This is a genomic window from Pedobacter sp. GW456-11-11-14-TSB4, assembly GCF_059424425.1.
The window spans coordinates 505058-521255 of the sequence record NZ_JBWKZK010000002.1; the positions used below are offsets into that span (position 1 = coordinate 505058).

Annotated in this window: 18 protein-coding genes; 10 read left to right on the forward strand and 8 right to left on the reverse strand. The window is 36.1% G+C overall.

Going from position 1 to position 16198, the window contains the following annotated elements:
- Positions 1-219 precede the first annotated feature (219 nt).
- Positions 220-621 carry a hypothetical protein gene (locus tag AC07XU_RS09540; protein WP_494943416.1) on the reverse strand — a complete coding sequence of 134 codons (402 nt, stop codon included), beginning with the start codon at positions 619-621 and terminating at the stop codon, positions 220-222.
- Between the two features lie 189 nt (positions 622-810).
- Between AC07XU_RS09540 and AC07XU_RS09545 the strand changes: the two genes are divergently transcribed.
- Positions 811-1245 carry a phage tail protein gene (locus AC07XU_RS09545; protein ID WP_494943417.1) on the forward strand — a complete coding sequence of 145 codons (435 nt, stop codon included), beginning with the start codon at positions 811-813 and terminating at the stop codon, positions 1243-1245.
- A gap of 309 nt (positions 1246-1554) precedes the next feature.
- Here the strand turns inward: AC07XU_RS09545 and AC07XU_RS09550 are convergent, their stop codons facing one another.
- Together AC07XU_RS09550 and AC07XU_RS09555 are read right to left on the reverse strand one after the other, a co-directional pair.
- A complete protein-coding gene (locus AC07XU_RS09550) occupies positions 1555-2775 on the reverse strand; it encodes a sensor histidine kinase (protein ID WP_494943418.1) in 1221 nt (406 codons plus the stop codon).
- A gap of 103 nt (positions 2776-2878) precedes the next feature.
- Positions 2879-4261, reverse strand: coding sequence for a putative sensor domain DACNV-containing protein (locus AC07XU_RS09555; protein ID WP_494943419.1), 1383 nt, complete (start codon positions 4259-4261; stop codon positions 2879-2881).
- 415 nt (positions 4262-4676) lie between these two features.
- Here AC07XU_RS09555 and AC07XU_RS09560 point away from each other — a divergent pair, with 415 nt between their 5' ends.
- The 3 genes from AC07XU_RS09560 (at position 4677) to AC07XU_RS09570 (ending at position 7523) form a co-directional block, all read left to right on the forward strand.
- Positions 4677-4955 carry a hypothetical protein gene (locus AC07XU_RS09560; protein ID WP_494943420.1) on the forward strand — a complete coding sequence of 93 codons (279 nt, stop codon included), beginning with the start codon at positions 4677-4679 and terminating at the stop codon, positions 4953-4955.
- Positions 4956-5547: 592 nt separating this feature from the next.
- Entirely contained in the window at positions 5548-5853 is a 306-nt protein-coding gene (locus AC07XU_RS09565) for a hypothetical protein (protein ID WP_494943421.1), read from the forward strand.
- 53 nt (positions 5854-5906) lie between these two features.
- Positions 5907-7523 (forward strand): PAS domain-containing sensor histidine kinase, encoded by a 1617-nt coding sequence (locus AC07XU_RS09570; protein WP_494943422.1) that lies wholly within the window; start codon positions 5907-5909, stop codon positions 7521-7523.
- 44 nt (positions 7524-7567) lie between these two features.
- On the opposite strand, the gene AC07XU_RS09575 is transcribed toward AC07XU_RS09570, so the two are convergent.
- The gene (locus AC07XU_RS09575; protein WP_494943423.1) at positions 7568-7945 is read right to left on the reverse strand and encodes a response regulator transcription factor; all 378 of its coding nucleotides are present in this window, start codon (positions 7943-7945) and stop codon (positions 7568-7570) included.
- 191 nt (positions 7946-8136) lie between these two features.
- Here AC07XU_RS09575 and AC07XU_RS09580 point away from each other — a divergent pair, with 191 nt between their 5' ends.
- Entirely contained in the window at positions 8137-9237 is a 1101-nt protein-coding gene (locus AC07XU_RS09580; protein ID WP_494943424.1) for an AI-2E family transporter, read from the forward strand.
- Positions 9238-9292: 55 nt separating this feature from the next.
- Entirely contained in the window at positions 9293-9496 is a 204-nt protein-coding gene (locus tag AC07XU_RS09585; protein WP_494943425.1) for a hypothetical protein, read from the forward strand.
- Between the two features lie 334 nt (positions 9497-9830).
- On the opposite strand, the gene AC07XU_RS09590 is transcribed toward AC07XU_RS09585, so the two are convergent.
- Positions 9831-10391 carry a hypothetical protein gene (locus AC07XU_RS09590; RefSeq protein ID WP_494943426.1) on the reverse strand — a complete coding sequence of 187 codons (561 nt, stop codon included), beginning with the start codon at positions 10389-10391 and terminating at the stop codon, positions 9831-9833.
- A gap of 119 nt (positions 10392-10510) precedes the next feature.
- Here AC07XU_RS09590 and AC07XU_RS09595 point away from each other — a divergent pair, with 119 nt between their 5' ends.
- Together AC07XU_RS09595 and AC07XU_RS09600 are read left to right on the forward strand one after the other, a co-directional pair.
- Positions 10511-10840, forward strand: a complete 330-nt coding sequence (locus AC07XU_RS09595) for a HopJ type III effector protein (protein ID WP_494943427.1) — start codon at positions 10511-10513, stop codon at positions 10838-10840.
- Between the two features lie 163 nt (positions 10841-11003).
- Positions 11004-11675: a peptidylprolyl isomerase gene (locus AC07XU_RS09600; RefSeq protein ID WP_494943428.1), complete on the forward strand. Its 672-nt coding sequence runs from the start codon at positions 11004-11006 to the stop codon at positions 11673-11675.
- Positions 11676-11677: 2 nt separating this feature from the next.
- Here AC07XU_RS09600 and AC07XU_RS09605 read toward each other — a convergent pair whose 3' ends face one another.
- Genes AC07XU_RS09605 through AC07XU_RS09615 form a run of 3 tightly spaced genes read right to left on the reverse strand, consistent with a single transcriptional unit; the run spans position 11678 to position 12692 of the window.
- The gene (locus tag AC07XU_RS09605) at positions 11678-12094 is read right to left on the reverse strand and encodes a DUF1810 domain-containing protein (RefSeq protein ID WP_494943429.1); all 417 of its coding nucleotides are present in this window, start codon (positions 12092-12094) and stop codon (positions 11678-11680) included.
- Positions 12095-12274 (reverse strand): hypothetical protein, encoded by a 180-nt coding sequence (locus AC07XU_RS09610; RefSeq protein WP_494943430.1) that lies wholly within the window; start codon positions 12272-12274, stop codon positions 12095-12097.
- Between the two features lie 55 nt (positions 12275-12329).
- On the reverse strand, positions 12330-12692 hold the full coding sequence (locus tag AC07XU_RS09615) for a response regulator transcription factor (protein ID WP_494943431.1): 363 nt from the start codon (positions 12690-12692) through the stop codon (positions 12330-12332).
- A 215-nt stretch (positions 12693-12907) separates the two neighbouring features.
- Here AC07XU_RS09615 and AC07XU_RS09620 point away from each other — a divergent pair, with 215 nt between their 5' ends.
- Both AC07XU_RS09620 and AC07XU_RS09625 read left to right on the forward strand, forming a co-directional pair.
- Complete coding sequence (locus tag AC07XU_RS09620; RefSeq protein WP_494943432.1) at positions 12908-14857, forward strand: PAS domain-containing sensor histidine kinase; 1950 nt, start codon at positions 12908-12910, stop codon at positions 14855-14857.
- Positions 14858-14932: 75 nt separating this feature from the next.
- Positions 14933-16171: a cation:proton antiporter gene (locus tag AC07XU_RS09625; RefSeq protein WP_494943433.1), complete on the forward strand. Its 1239-nt coding sequence runs from the start codon at positions 14933-14935 to the stop codon at positions 16169-16171.
- Positions 16172-16198: the final 27 nt, after the last annotated feature.

Consider the following 16198-nt stretch of genomic DNA (forward strand, 5'->3'; position numbering starts at 1 on the left):
ATTTGTAGGATTGTCAGAAATAAAAGCTGTCTGCCTGTCTGCCGTAGGCTGAAGCGCAGCGAGTTCTTTTATTTCCAACCCTCGCTGTGCTGCGTTCGAGATGACGCGGAAGGAGCAGATTGCTGTGGTAAATGTTAAGTGTCGGGGGCGTAACCGTCGCTAATTAACCACTAGCATTCCCAAGTACTAATCCGGCCTCAGTGAATTAGCGTTAAAAAATCAATTTGTAGGATTGTCAGAAATAAAAGCTGTCTGCCTGTCTGCCGTAGGCTGAAGCGCAGCGAGTTCTTTTATTTCCAATCCGAAGATTTGATTTTTAGCGAATTCGGTGCAACTTGTACCGATTTTACATCGGTAGCCTTGAACTTTTGTTTCTTTTGGTTCAAGCCAATATTGCGTAGCAATCTTGAGGGCTAAAATAAAACTACAACAACCGAAAAACAAAGAGCCCTGCGGCGGCGAGCAAACAAAAACGTTGGGATTGTTTATTGTAAGAGATCCTTCAAAAACTCGTGATGACAAGTGAGCAGGAGATTGCCACACCCGATGAAAAATCGGCTTCGCAATGACGCGGAAGGGGGAGGTAGAATTAGCAAGTGGGTTATTTCTGTGGGTAGCCATCGCTACTCAAGCAATACCATTGCCAAGCACTTATCCGGCCTCAGTGAATTAGCGTTAAAAAATCAATTTATAGGATTGTCAGAAATTAAAGCTGTCTGCCTGTCTGCCGTAGGCTAAATTAAATAACCATATTCAGAATATTATCCTATCTTAAAAGAAAAATCCCCACCACCTATTCAAACCAATCAAATGGATTATTCGGTATCATATTATTTTAAGCTTAGCCTTAATGAAGAAGAACTTACCTTTCTAGAAGTAACTGGTATTGATAATGTTTCAAATTTAACGGATGAGACAGAGGGAGGCTTAAACCAATTTTTACATCTACAGCCAAAAAAATCTAATTTTTCTAATTTGGTGCTCAAAAGAGGTTTAGTTTCAAAAAGCACTCAATTTTTCAAATGGTGCAATAACATACTAAATCAAGGACTAAGCGTACCAATTACCACCCATACGATAAGTGTAAGTTTAGTTGCTGAGGATGGCAGTGTAATTCGCCAATGGACTTTTTTAAATGCCTATCCTGTTGCTTTGAAGTTGGAGACATTAAAATCTGATGATCAACTCATTGCCATCGAAAAAGTAGAATTTGCTTATACTAAATTTGAAGTTGCCAATATTTAATTGGCTTTTGTTTGAGAGATCTGTTTAGGACCACGCTGTTCGTGATTTGCAATCTAAAAACATATCAACGGAATTAATAATCTAAAGATTAATTTTTAGGGAATACTGTGCAGCTTGTGTCGATTTTACATCGGTAGAAGATGTTTCCCGTATGCTAAAAAAGTTTAAGTTGAATGCGCTTAACAACGAGATCCTTCGCTGCGCTCTGGATGACAAGTCGCTGCTTATTCAAGATGACAAATTGCTAAGCAGATCACACCCAATAAAATGTCTGTTTGGTAAAAGCACATAAATAAAGCGTTTTGTTAACTAAGGCAAACAAATGATAAATCTACTACCAATTAAAGGTTCAGATTCTACCTGTATGCTTCCACCAAGTTTTTCAATCAATAAACGCACTGTAAAAAGCCCTATCCCGGTGCCACTTTGCGAAAATCGGTCTGCCCGATTGAGTGTTACATTTCTATCGAATATTCTTTGCAAGTCCTCATGTTTAATTCCTATTCCATTATCCTGTACTGTAATCATGTTTTTACCATTTTCTGCATGACTTGAAATGTCAATTTTGCAGATTTTTTTGTCGTTATAGCGAACAGCATTGGTGAGTAGGTTAATGAAAATCTGCTTCAAGGCAATTTCTGAAGTTGTTACTTTATGAGGGTCTGCAGGCAATGTTATGATTACATTTTCGGGCATGGTGATCATCCCAATGGTTTGTTCCAAAAAGGGCTTTAAAAAGATTTCTTTATGGTTATTGCTTAATATTTCTGGTCGTAGCGAATAAGCTAACATGTCATTTATCAGCTGTGCTAAAGTTTTGGTAGAAGATAGGTTGGTGGAGGCAAGCTTTAAACCTTTATCGTCGCCATTTTTTTCTAAATGCCTAACCAATAACTCTGCACTCATTGAAATGCTGCTTAGTGGATTTTTAAGGTCGTGTGCTGCAGAAGTAGCAAAACGTTGCATAAACTCATTTGTTTCGCCCAATTGTTTATTGCTAATTACCAGATTTTTAAGCTTTTTACGCAGTTCCATCTGCGTAATTACCTGCTTGGCTAATATCTTCAGCCATTGCAACTGCCGATCGCTTAGTTTTTTAGGTACTCGATCGATCACACATAAGGTACCTAAATTGTGCCCTTCAGGAGTTTCTAATGTAACTCCGGCATAAAAAACAATATTTGGAGCAGCAGTTACCAGCGGGTTGTTGGCAAACCGCTCATCAGTTCTTGCATCCTGAATTTGCATGGTGCCAGAAGGATTTACAATTGTATGGGCACAAAAGGCATGTTCTCTTGGTGTTTCTGAAACATCAAGGCCAACATTGCTTTTAAACCACTGTCTATTTTGATCTACCAGCGTAATTAAGGCAATTGGCGTATCACAAATCTCTGAGGCCATTCGAGTTAGATCCTCAAAATCTGCTTCTGGATCAGTATCCATAATCAGGTAAGAATCAAGCGCAGCCAATCGATCGCTTTCGTTTTTTAAATGTGGGGGGATGTTGTTCAAATTAGATAGTTGTAGCATTGGTTAGTTTATAGCTAACCTAAATCGTTTTCAAAGATATTAATTCTAGGCTAGGATGAAACACTTCCATCCTTAGATCGGACAGAAATGGTACATTTAAAACCTATGGTTTTGCGTATTGCGGCGTGGTGTTATTTATTTTGGTATCATACTCATTTGATAATCGTTTTAACTTTCTACTTTTTAAATATTGTTGGGTTTTGATGTTCTCCCATAAAATCAGTTTATCCTCAATTTTAGAGAATGCTCTGATGTCACCATCTTGTGAAATAACCAATCCCAAGCTTCCCGGATGGTTCCAGCAATAGGAGATCATCGATCTGTGACGTGTGCCGAAAAGTTTGGGATCTGCAGCAATCAGTGTTTTACTAGTTGCTGTTGCGGTAGGCGAAATAAATATTTTTTTAGGCATCCTTTTAGGTTTGATTACCGCTCCAAAACCATTTACAACCATGTTTTGGCCGAACAATATCACGCCATCTACGCAGCTTTGAGAGGCCACAAAACTCACTGCACCTTTAATTTCATTAGCCACTTCGGTTTTGGCATAAGTTGAGATGCTTTCCTTAATGTATAGGTTTTTTGTAATGGTTTGTTTGCCTTCTGATAGCCTTTCCTCTATTTTACTTTCAGCTACATAACTATTTATAGTTTCTTTGGCATAACTGGTCATGGCCAACATCAATCTTTCGTATTGAATATGATATTTGATATCTAGATCGTTTATATCATCAGTTATTAAGATGGCCCCGCCGTGCCTATAGTTTTGTATTTTTAGCAATAAACGAGAAAGGGTTTGTGTCCAGATACTATTTATAAATCCCTCCCAGTCGCTAAAGCTTTCGCTAGGATGATTTAAGGCGAGAAATTTTCGCATTTCTGCTTGTAAGGATCCCGCATTTTTTTTGATCATTTTCGAAATTGGACCAATGGTGAATACATCAAGGTACCTAGGGATGAGCACATTTTGTTTTAGCGTAGCGAGGAGTTCATAATCAAACAACACATGCAGCGTTCCGATATCACTAATTGATACCTGAAAAATACCAGGCTGCTCGGAGCCCGATTCGGATTCATAATTTAAAAAGCTTTGGTAGTGCATTGCTTGATCAATCATGCCCCATATAAATAATTTACCACCTTCATCATAATATACAGCTAATGAAGAACTAGAGGGATCAGCAGCTTTCGAAAGTTTAACGAGTGACTTAATTTCTAAGGGAAGGTAATGTTCGAAACTGACCACACTCCAACGTTCAAAAGCAATTTTTTTTGGAGGGTTAGGATCTGGGTTTTGTGGGTCGATGAGTGTGATGGTTACTTTGGTAAGGTGGCTCTCCTCAGTGCGCATACTTGCGTAAAATAAACATTCAAATAAATCTTCCAAAACGCTAAGCGGTGGAACGGTTAGTTTTAACCTGCTATGTAGTAGCTTCGAGCGTACATGCTTGGCCAATTCTGTTGTTTTTGATTTTTCCTCGGCCATCTTAAAGCACCTTTGATGATTGCAATTTTTAAATTTTGGTATACAACAATCTATTAACGTAAATTGTTTATGTTTACATCAAGAAGCTATACTCGCTTCAATTGGCTTTAAGCGCTAAAATGAGGCTGTGAGACAAAAAAAAATGTATGCTATTTAGGACGACTTTTAAACCAATCCATGCTTCATTTTGATTATAGGAATTATGATTTAGCAACATTTTTTGCTAAGGATGATAACTGTGTATGTTGCAAATAATTATCTAAATCTACCCCTCAATTCTACAGCTTCATATAATTTTTTCTTAAATTTAATTATTGACGGATTAACTGGTGACCATTGTTTAAAAGGGAGTGTAATCAAGGATCATTAAGTTATCTAAAATTATTGTGGCTTAGATGTTGTAACCACTGTGTAGATGATAAAAGATGATTTAAAAAACGACGATGCTAAGCAGGATTTGATCTTGAGATATGCGTTGGAGTTAGTGAACCAAGCAGAATTTGACTACGTTGAATTTTTGCTTCAAGATGATGAAAAATTAGGAGAAATGCTCGAGGAAATTTATGTAGGATTTGAAAATGAAGCAGTTTCACGAGGATTGGCCATAGAGGAGATTGTTAAAGAAAAAGCTGCAGAATTTAAGACGAAAAATAAGTTTGATGCATTTCATAAAACCAAAACCATCGCTTCTTAACCCTTATCGATTCTTTGATGATTGCAAAAGGTAGTCATTCATAACACCCAATTCGTAAGTTGACTAATTTGTTTTAATTTTTCCCCACTCTAGGCAACCGCATGGCCCGACATTCTTTCAAGCTAGCACTCTTGGGGATATTGGGGAATGGTTTAGGGTTTGGTAGATAACCATTGCAAACCAAGCAGTACGATTCATACGTTTCAGCCTGTGGTACAAATCCGATTTTACGTGGCAGACCGAGATCGGATACACAGCCTTGATGTTATTCATGTGTAGTTGTTGTTTTTAAAGGTATTCATGCTTGCTCAGGGTGGTAACCTTTCCTTCAAGGGAAAGGTAAGAAGCCCTCGGCGGCGATGAGCCGCGTATTTGCCGTAGGGTGAAGGCAAGGCGTGAGCGTTTGAAAGTAGCTGCCCCAACATCACCAATAGATCGGATTAAATCTTTTAGAGGGGGAGAGCATATTGCTTACCTGCCATAATTAAAAACCTCTAACGCTGCATTCAATGATTTGGTAGGATGTTTCCTCAACACAAATTCTAAACAATATGCTTTCCCAACGGTTAACACTTTAACAAAACTACCCATTATGGAAAACGAAAATAAAAAACCACAAAACGGAGCAGCAAACCCCTCAACAGGAGCAGCTATTCCTCAAGCCCAACCACAAAATAAAAACACGGATGTAAAAGAAGGAGATCCAAATCAACAACGGCCGAAATATGGTGCCGATGGCGGAAAAAACACTTCATCAAGAGCAGATCAATTGCCCTCTATAGATAATAAAGGACCTCAAGGTAGTGATGCTGATAGTGATCAATTGATGGATAAAAAAGAAGATCAATTTACAGGTAGCGATGCCGATCAAGATCGAGATGGTCAAACATCTACCTAATTTTTTTGTTCTCCTTCTAAATTAACGCATTCAACTCAACTAAAAATTCTATTATGGGGAATACCCTGCATCAAACAAAGCCATATCCTTTTTTACAAGGTGGTGGTGCTATGGGTCAACTCATAAGAAACTATAATTGGCAACAAAGTGTTTTAGGATGCCCATCTCAATGGGATACGGCACTTAAAATTTCAGTTAGCATCATGCTCCATTCTCCATTCCCAATGCATATTACTTGGGGCGAGAATTTTATACAGTTATATAATGATGGATACAGACCGGTATTAGGTGCAACTAAACATCCAGATGCTTTGGGTAAACCTATTGCACAATCTTTTCCAGAGATTTGGGATACTATAGGGCCTATGTTTGCTGGTGTAATGCAAGGTGAACCAGTTAGAATAAGCGATTTTCAATTGTTTTTAGATCGAAATGGTTATCGAGAAGAATGTTACTTCGATTTTTCATATAGTCCCATCTCAGATGAACTAGGGAATATTTGTGGGGTATTAACCAACGTAATTGAAACTAGCGAAAAAGTTTTCACCTTTAGGCAATTAGAAGATGCTCAACAGGAATTAAAAGATTCTAAACTGCATACTGAAGAGGAACGTGATAGACTGATGCAATTTTTTATGCAAATACCTGCCGGAGTTTGCATCCTCGATGGAAAGGATTTTGTGTTTAATATGGTAAACTCCCTCTATCAAGAGTTCTTCCCTGGAAGGAAATTGTTAGGGCTTAAAGTTTTAGAAGCGATCCCTGAGCTGGTTGACGATCCCATTATGAAAATCCTCAATAAAGTTATGGAAACCGGAGAAACTTATTTAGGGATAGATGAATTGATTCCCATGTCTCGTACTGATGGAGGGGATATAGAAGATAGATATTTTGACCTAACTTATCAGCCCAGATTTAATGTTGATGGAGAAGTAATAGGTGTACTCGTACTCGCATTAGAGGTTACAGAGCGTAAACGAGAAGAAATCCGTAAAAACGACTTTATCGGTATTGTAAGCCACGAATTAAAAACCCCATTGACTTCGTTGAACGCAATAGTTCAACTGAGTAATTTACGTTTACAGAAAGCAGAACATGCAGATGAATTTCTTGTAAATGGAATGCAAAGAGCAGCGGTACAATTAAAGCGTATGACCGAAATGATCAATTCCTTTTTAAATGTTTCCAGATTAGAATCGGGCCAGATCCACATCGAAAAAACTGTTTTTAATTTTACCGCTTTAGTAGCAGATGTGATAGAAGAATTGAAATTTTCATCAGCAGGCTACGAGCTCCTATTAACATGTAATACTGATTACATGATTTATGCTGATAAAGAAAAAATCATATCTATAGTAACAAATCTATTAACAAATGCCATGAAATATTCGCCAATTGGCGGGAAAATTAAAATTAATTGTAGGGTTAATGATGCACAGTTAATTTTTTCGGTACAAGACTATGGAATTGGAATTGCATCGCATGATTTGGCCCGAATTTTTGACCGATATTATAGAGTAGATCGAAAAGAAACCAAAAATATTTCTGGTTTTGGTATTGGCCTGTACCTGAGTGCACAACTGATAAGTTTACACGGAGGCACTATTTGGGCAGAAAGTGAACTGGGCAATGGAACAACTTTTTTTGTGAGTTTACCAGTTTCAATATAGAATTAGATAAAGAAATATATTTATCTTACCAATTAACTTAATCCTTAATTTGCTTTACCTGCATTTAGATTGATAGCAATCTTATTTACTAAATACTCAATATCAAAAGGCTTAGGAATAAAATCGGCACTAGGGCAAGCAGATTTAACCTCATGCAATTGTTTATGGGCAGAAACCAAAATTACTGGTATGTTAGCACTCATAGGTCTATTTTTTAACTCTATGCACAAGTCAAGTCCATTTCCGTCTGGTAACATCACATCTAATAAATATAAATCAGGTACATGTGTAGCCTTTTCCATAAATGCTGTAACTGTAGCAAATGTAGTAATGTTATAATTCTCGCCTTCTAGTATATACTCGTATAGTTCTCTAAGGTCTTGATTATCCTCAAGAATAAATATTTCTTTTTTAACATTCATTTTTCATAGTGTGTTAGGTACTAACTTAATTGAGCTACAATTTGTTTGCATTAATATAAAATAAGCGTATTACTGATCATGATGGTTAGTTGTACTTGTGTTAATTTGTAAATGGGCCATATTTTTAATCAATAATTAACTTTAAAATTGTCAATTGGTAAATATTGCATCAAAACTTTTAACAAGGAAAAATGTTTGCTTATCATATGATGAAACTTAGTCAATCAGTAAATATTTTGCTGTTAATTAGTCTTTCTTTTGCTGGCTTATATTTTGCTGCAGAATACCTTATTCCGCTCACTTTAGCGGCTGTATTAGCCATGTTGTTTATTAGGCTAAGTAATTTTTTTGAAAGCAAAGGAGTTGGCAGGGGCTATGCTTCACTGTATTGCATCCTTATTTTTATATTGGCGATTGCCACAGTTTTCACGCTTCTATCGTTTCAGTTGAGTAGTTTGGCCGAAAATATTGATGGAATGGAAAATAGATTAATATCCATGCTCGAGTCAATTAAACAATGGGTAAATGAAACCATTGGTATCGAAAAAGCAGAACAAAATAAAATCATTAAAGAAGGTACTAATGGTAAATCAAGCGGTATGATTTTAGCCTTCGCTTCTGGTTTAATGGGCATCATGGTGAATACAATTTTGGTATTGGTATACATGTATTTGTTTTTGGCTATGCGTAGTCACATCAAAAAGTTTATCTTAAAATTGGTTCCAAAAAAAGAAGGGGCAGACACTACAGCAATCATACATCAAACAGGTAAAGTTTCTCAAAAATACCTAAGCGGTTTAGCAGCAATGATTGTTGTTTTATGGATCATGTATGGCATTGGATTTAGCATTGTAGGAGTAGAGAGTGCCTTATTTTTTGCTATTCTGTGTGGCTTGCTAGAGATTATTCCTTTTGTAGGTAACATAACAGGTACAGGCATTACGGTTTTAGCTGTTACTGCACAAGGTGGAGATAGTAAAATGATTATAGGTGTACTGATCACTTATTTTTTAGTTCAGTTTATCCAAACCTATATTTTAGAGCCCTTAATTGTTGGCGAGCAGGTTAACATCAATCCCTTGTTTACAATTATGGCTTTGGTACTGGGTGAGTTGGTTTGGGGCATTGCAGGGATGATTTTAGCGATACCTTTACTGGGGATGTTAAAGATTATCTGCGATAGTTATCCAGAATTACAGCCTTATGGGTTTTTAATCGGACCAGAAAACCCCAAACAGCCGAAAAGAAGCGTAATTGATTACCTAAAAAAATGGTTTTCTAAAAAGGATTAAACTCATGGGCTGAAACTTTATTTTTTTAGCACTGTTCTATAAATAACAATTTCATATGATGACTAAGAAAAAAGAAATATCTCCAGAAACAGTAGCGCCAAGAGATGGTTATGATAATACTGGTACCCAAGGTAAAGACTCTTTATCTGATGATGCCTTTACAGGTTCGTCAAAAAAACCTACTGCAAACGCAAATGATGATGATGAAAGTGGTACAGGCAGTAAAGGCAAAGATTTTCATGAGGCGGAAGAAGAGTAGTGAATTGGTAGTAGATTGGTTTAGGGGATAAGCAGCGCTAATCCTGCAATAACATTGCCGTTGCGATGATGGATTTTTCGCATCCTTAGCGGATAATGTTTTTCCCCTCTCTGCTGCGGAGAAAATCTGCTTTTTCCTTGATGAAAAAGTAGTGAAACTTGAGCTTGCGAAAGCCTGAATGCCGAAGCCAATGTGAACTGATGAATAACATCAAGAAAGAACGATGCTTCCACGCTCTAGACAACCGCGTGGTCCGCAGTTCTTTCAGGCAGCGCTCTTTGAACACTGGGTGAATGGGTCGAGTTTGTGGGTAGGCATCGTTTCATAAGGTCAATTACCTGCACAACACTCCTTTAATCCCATCTACATCATTTACTTTAAGTAAAAGCAACTCCTTAGAATTTGCAGAAAACTCACACTTTCTACATGTTTCAACATCCTTATTTTTTAGGTATTTAATTACCTTGTTATTCAGTACATATGATCTATACTCATTTGTAGTGATGCAACCTTCACAAGCCGGACCACCTTCTACAAATTCGTATTTAAATATCAATTCTCCTTTATCGTAATAATAATCTTCTTTGGCATAGGCATCGCCCACCGTACCAAAATCAATACTTATTTTAACTAACTCATTATTGCTATAATGATAATCCACTTTTGTGCGTTCGTCGCAGGTAAAATTATAATGTTTTTGATTTAAAGTACTGGTATTTATTTTAGTCACTTTTTGTTTGATGATATCAATCGGATCGTTGGAGACCTCTTTCGGTATCACTTTAACTTCAGGAATGTAGCTGCTACTATCTTTTGTTATAGTTTGATTTTCTTTTTCTGGTTGATTGCAGCCAAAAAGTGCAAAGTATAAGATGGGGAGTATGAGCTTTTTCATAACTTTACCAAAACAATAATTTAGCCAAACAACCTTTTGGTTTAACATTAAGGTGTTTTTATTGATGGAAATTATTGCCTAATCAAAACATTACTAATTCAAGATTAATATTTTAAGAAATGAATACTTTAATAAGCGACTTAAAAACTAGTGAGATACCATTTGTTAACATCATTGAAAGCATAGAAAAAGATTATCAGCATACGCCAACGGCATTTAAAAACGGAGATGTTTTTAATGAGGCCGATCAAAACCAAGGCAGTGCCAAGGTTTTTGCTTTTGCCCGGATCAATCATTTAAGCAAAGAAGATACGTTATTGTTGTTTGCTGAGCATTATAAAGCTGTATTGGAAGATCCTGAAGGTAATAATCACCAAAATATTAGGCAATTTATGCTCCATGGTTGGGATGGAATTACCTTTGAAGGAGAAGCATTAACAGCGAAATAAATAGTAAAATACTGTTGGCTAAAGTATGGAAGTTAAACTTTGCAAAGCATACTAAAATTTGAATTTTCAAATGCTGCTGTCACCGCCAACACATAAATAATGTAACTCCATAACCTGTAGAGGGTATAAGTAAAATAACAAAAATAATTAGCTGATCATATTTATGAAAAAAATGACCTGTTCTATTTTGATGCTGTTTAGCGTATTGCTGCTAAATGCTCAAAACAAAAACAAATTCGTAAAGATAGAGACCAATTTAGGGGCGATGATTTTTCAATTGGCTAATGAAACGCCAATGCACAGTAAGAACTTTATTAAATTGGCAAAAAAGGGTTATTTTGATAGCTACACCTTTAATAGAGTAATTAAAGGTTTTGTAATACAAGGAGGAGAAACTGACTCGGCCTATGCCGAGATGTTGAAAAGGGATACCAGTTCAGTAAAATATATCAAACCGGAATTTGCTAGTAATTTATTTCATCAAAAAGGTGCACTTGCAGCAGGTAGAGATGATAACAAGGAAAAAAAATCGTTTAAGGGCCAATTTTATGTTGTTGATGGAAAAAAGTATACTACTATCCAGCTTGATGCTGTAGAAAAGAGATTGGGCAATGGGTTTAAATTTACCGAAAAAGCAAGAAATACATATCAAACAACTGGAGGTGTACCACACTTAGACCAAAATTATACGGTTTTCGGGCAATTGGTAAGAGGATGGGAAGTTTTAGATCAAATTGCTGCAGCAAATAAAAACAAGGCGGATCAACCATTAAATCCGATAACGTTAAAAGTTAGAGTCTTAAATCAGAAAGAAGTTAAAAAACTTTCACTATAGCATTATCCATGCAGCAGTTTGATTGTTAGGGGATCTTTTTGATGATCAAAATATTTAGCTAACACTTCTTCAAATATATTTTCTTGAGAACTGGCAGCATCAAATAAGGTCATACTCGATTTCAATTTCAAATCGTCTGGATTACCAAACACAGCTTTTGCGTTCTTTGTTTTTAGCTTCATCAGTTCTTCGCAAATTGTCACTAATCTTTTGCCAAGTAGGGGATGCTTAAGAAATGCTTCAGCTTCGGCTAAATTATCAATTGCGTAAAAAATTGAAGTCTCAGATTGGCCTAAACCTTTAAGTTGCGGAAAAATATACCACATCCAATGGCTTCGCTTTTTTCCAGCTTTAATCTCTTCAAAAGCAATGTTATAGTCGCTTTTCTGAGCCTCTATAAATCGATCTAAATTGTACATTTAATCACCTCTAGTCGCAGGGTTTGAGGCATCACCGTCAATAGCATCATCTAATTCAGTGCCTTCGCCATCTGCAAATTTTTTTTCTTCTGGTGTATACTTATTGGTTTTTACTTTTGCGTTTTCAGCTTCAGTTGCCTTATCTTTTTCTTTCGTTTGGTTTTGAGGTGAGTTTTCCATGATCTTTTATTTTCTTTAACAACAATTGTTGTGATAAAGTTTAAATTAAGAACAATTACATTGGCGCATATCGCTCTACACGGTGTACAAAATCATTAATATCAAAAGGTTTATTGATAAAATCTTCTGCATTGCATTTTGACTTTACTTGGTTCAAAGTATTACCTGCAGACATCATCATAATTGGAATATGAAAGGTTTTTATATTTTCTTTTAGCTTTGCGCAAATTGATATTCCGTTGTCATCTGGTAACATTACATCTAAAACCACTAAATCTGGCTGTTGCTGTTGCATTTGCTGCCAAAATTCTGTTCCATTGCCGCAGGCTATAACTTCATATTCTTCTTCTATTAGCAAAAAAGAAATCATTTCTCTAATGGCTGCATTATCCTCTACTACATAAATACACTTTTTCATAGCTTTAGTATTTTAAGGTTTAGTTACTTAACCAAATTGATTAACAGAAGTTTATGTAAATTATCCACTTTCAATAAGTTATCCACCATTTAAAATAATATGTTTTGATTTTGAGCATTTGAGCAGGTATTTTATGCATTTTTGATCGCAAAGTTTTCAAACAATTAAACTCATTCTATGTTATCCATTTATTTAACTGATAGTAACAAAAAATAATGCATCAGCAAGCACCATTATTAAATCAGCAGCAACTTATAGATGTATTGAATACAAGTAAAACAGCTACTGCAATTTATATAGGCGAAAATGCGCTCATTCAATTTGCTAATGACGCCATGTTAAATGTTTGGGGTAAGGATAGATCTGTTGTTGGGTTGTATTTACATGAAGCCCTACCCGAATTACAAGGACAGCCTTTTGGTGAATTATTAGCTAAAGTTTGGCGAGAAGGCCTAATCCATATAGGTACAGCTACACCGGCAGATTTAGTTGTTGATGGCAAACTCAGTACTTTTTATTTTGACTTTGAGTACCGAGCCATGAAAAATGATAAAGGTGAGGTTTATTGTATTATCAATTCGGCAGTTGATGTTACAGAGCGGGTAATTAATCAAAAAATTATAGATGCAGCCATTGAGAATGCTAAGGCTTTAGAGCAAGAGCAAGCCAATAATTTGCTGTTAACTACGGAAAAATATCAGCTTGAATCTCAAGTTCAACTGATTTCTAAAGAAGCTTTAGAAAATGCCGAACAATTTAAACGTTTAGTAGAGCAGGCACCGTTTGCCATAGCGGTGTTTGATGGTTTAGATTTAAAAGTTGACATTGTAAATGCCGAAATGTTGGCAATTTGGGGTAAGGATAAAAGAGTTTTGGGAATGCCTTTATCTAAGGCTTTGCCAGAATTAGAAGGTCAGCCGTTTGAAGAAATAATAAGAAATGTGCTTATTACAGGTAAACCTTATGTTGCGCAAGAAAGCCGAGCAATGGTAATGCGAAACGGCGAATTAACTGATGGCTACTATAATTTTGTATGTAAAACCATAAAAGGTGCAAATGGCGAAAATAAAGGTGTTTTACAAGTTGTTATTGATGTAACCATACAAGTTGAAGCTCGATTAGCTCTGCAACGAACTCAAGAAATGATGGATATGGCAATTGATGCTGCCAATTTAGGATCATGGTTAATTCATCCAATATCTAAGGATTTACGCTACAATGCTGCTTTGGCACGTATGTATGGATATGATAAGGATGAACCTATGAAGTTTGAGGACGCAATTGGGCAAGTTTCTGAAGAATACAGAGAAGCTTTAACCAAAGAAATTGAAAGAGCAATTGATGATGGGGGAGTTTATGATGTAACCTTTACGCAACGCAGATTTAATGATGGAGAAGTCATTTGGCTTAGGTCTTTCGGAAAGATTAATAAAGTGAATGGTGAAACCTTATTTTCTGGTTTTGTAATGGATGTAACCCAGGCAAAAAAAGATGAACAGCGTAAAAATGATTTTATAGGCATTGTTAGTCACGAGCTAAAAACGCCACTCACCTCTATAAATGGGTATATACAATTAGTGCAGCGAATGGCCAAAAAAGAAGGTAATATGGCAATCGCCGACATTACTGCTTCTGCGGTGAGACAATTGCAACGAATGAATGAAATGGTGAATGGGTTTTTAGATTTATCAAGATTAGAATCAGGTAAAGTTGTATTAGATAAAACACACTTTAAACTTGATGAACTTATTATAGAAATAGTAAACGAATCGAGGTTGATTGATTCAACACATGCTATAGATCTTAACCAGTCGTGCGCTGTAGAATTGTTTGCAGATCGACTAAAAATAGGGAGCGTATTAAGTAACCTTTTGAGCAATGCGGTAAAATATTCTCCTCATGCCAAATTGGTTAAAGTTACTTGCGAAACTATGGCAAATGAAGTTAAAATTTGTGTAATTGATGAGGGGATAGGCATTTCTAAAGAGCATATTGAACATCTTTTTGATCGTTATTACAGGGTAGAAACTAAAAGCCAAATTTCTGGTTTTGGTATTGGTTTATATCTTAGCGCCGAAGTAATTAACAGGCATAATGGTAAAATTTGGGCTGAAAGTGAGTTAGAAAAAGGTTCAACTTTTTGTTTTACGTTACCCTTGTCCTAATTTATTTGCTTGGTCATTAGAACATAGCTGGTTTACATTTGTTACTATCAAACATTTAATTAATAGCTTGTTTTAATGACTTCGTACATTTCTATCATTTTACTTATTGGGCTTTCCACCTTATTAATGGTTTTCATGCCTGCCATTTCAAAAAAGATCGGGATTTCCTATTCGATAATTTATGTAGTGATAGGGGTGGTAATTTATGCTATTTTTGGTTCGGCGCTTCCATCTCCATTACCAAGCTCAAATCCGGAGCTCACTTTACATCTCACAGAGTTAATTGTCATCATCTCTTTAATGGGAACAGGCATAAAAATAGACCGAGATTTCTCTTTTAAGAAGTGGAATACTCCTTTGAGGCTAATTTCAATTGCCATGATTTTATGCATTGCAGCATGTTTTCTTTTTGGTTTAGGATTTTTAGCGCTCACAATACCAAGTGCAATCTTGCTCGGCGCAGTTTTGGCGCCAACAGATCCAGTTCTGGCATCCGATGTACAGGTAGGGCCGCCAAATGATAAGACAAAGTCAGAAACTAAGTTTTCTTTAACCTCAGAAGCTGGATTGAATGACGGAATGGCTTTTCCTTTTGTTTGGTTAGCAATTACGTTTGCATTAATGGCTCAGCAAAAAGAAGCCAGCATCATTAACTGGTTCGGTTACCATTTAGTTTATAAAATAATTGCCGGAGCCATAATTGGTTATCTCGCTGGTAAAGCTGTCGGATTTGTCATCTTTAAACTGTCTAGAAAATATAAAGTGTTAAAGCCAACGCAAGGTTTTTTGGCGATTTCGCTTACGCTATGTGTGTATTCAATTACCGAAATCGCTCACGGATATGGATTTATAGCCGTATTTGTAAGTGCTTTGGTGCTAAGGCATTCAGAAAAGGAACACGATTTTCATTTAGAATTACATGATTTTACCGAGCAAATAGAACGCTTATTGTTAGCTGTTTTGCTTATCTTTTTTGGAGGAGCATTGGTATCAGGTATATTAGATGCATTAGACTGGAAAATGATAGTGTTCGCTCTTGTATTTGTATTTATTGTAAGACCATTATCTGCTTATATATCCCTGTTTGGCAGACAAATAGATATTAAAGATAAAATTGCCATTGGTTTTTTTGGTATTAGAGGAATGGGGTCTATTTTTTATTTATCATTTGCCTTTGTAACCGCTAACTTTAGCGAGGAAAAAGAATTATGGGCAGTTGTTACCTTTACCATTTTATTATCTATTTTAATACATGGGGCTACTGCTGATAGAATTTTAAAATACCTAAAAGTTGAAACAAGAGCTAAAGATTAACCTTTTAACACCATTTCTATATGTATA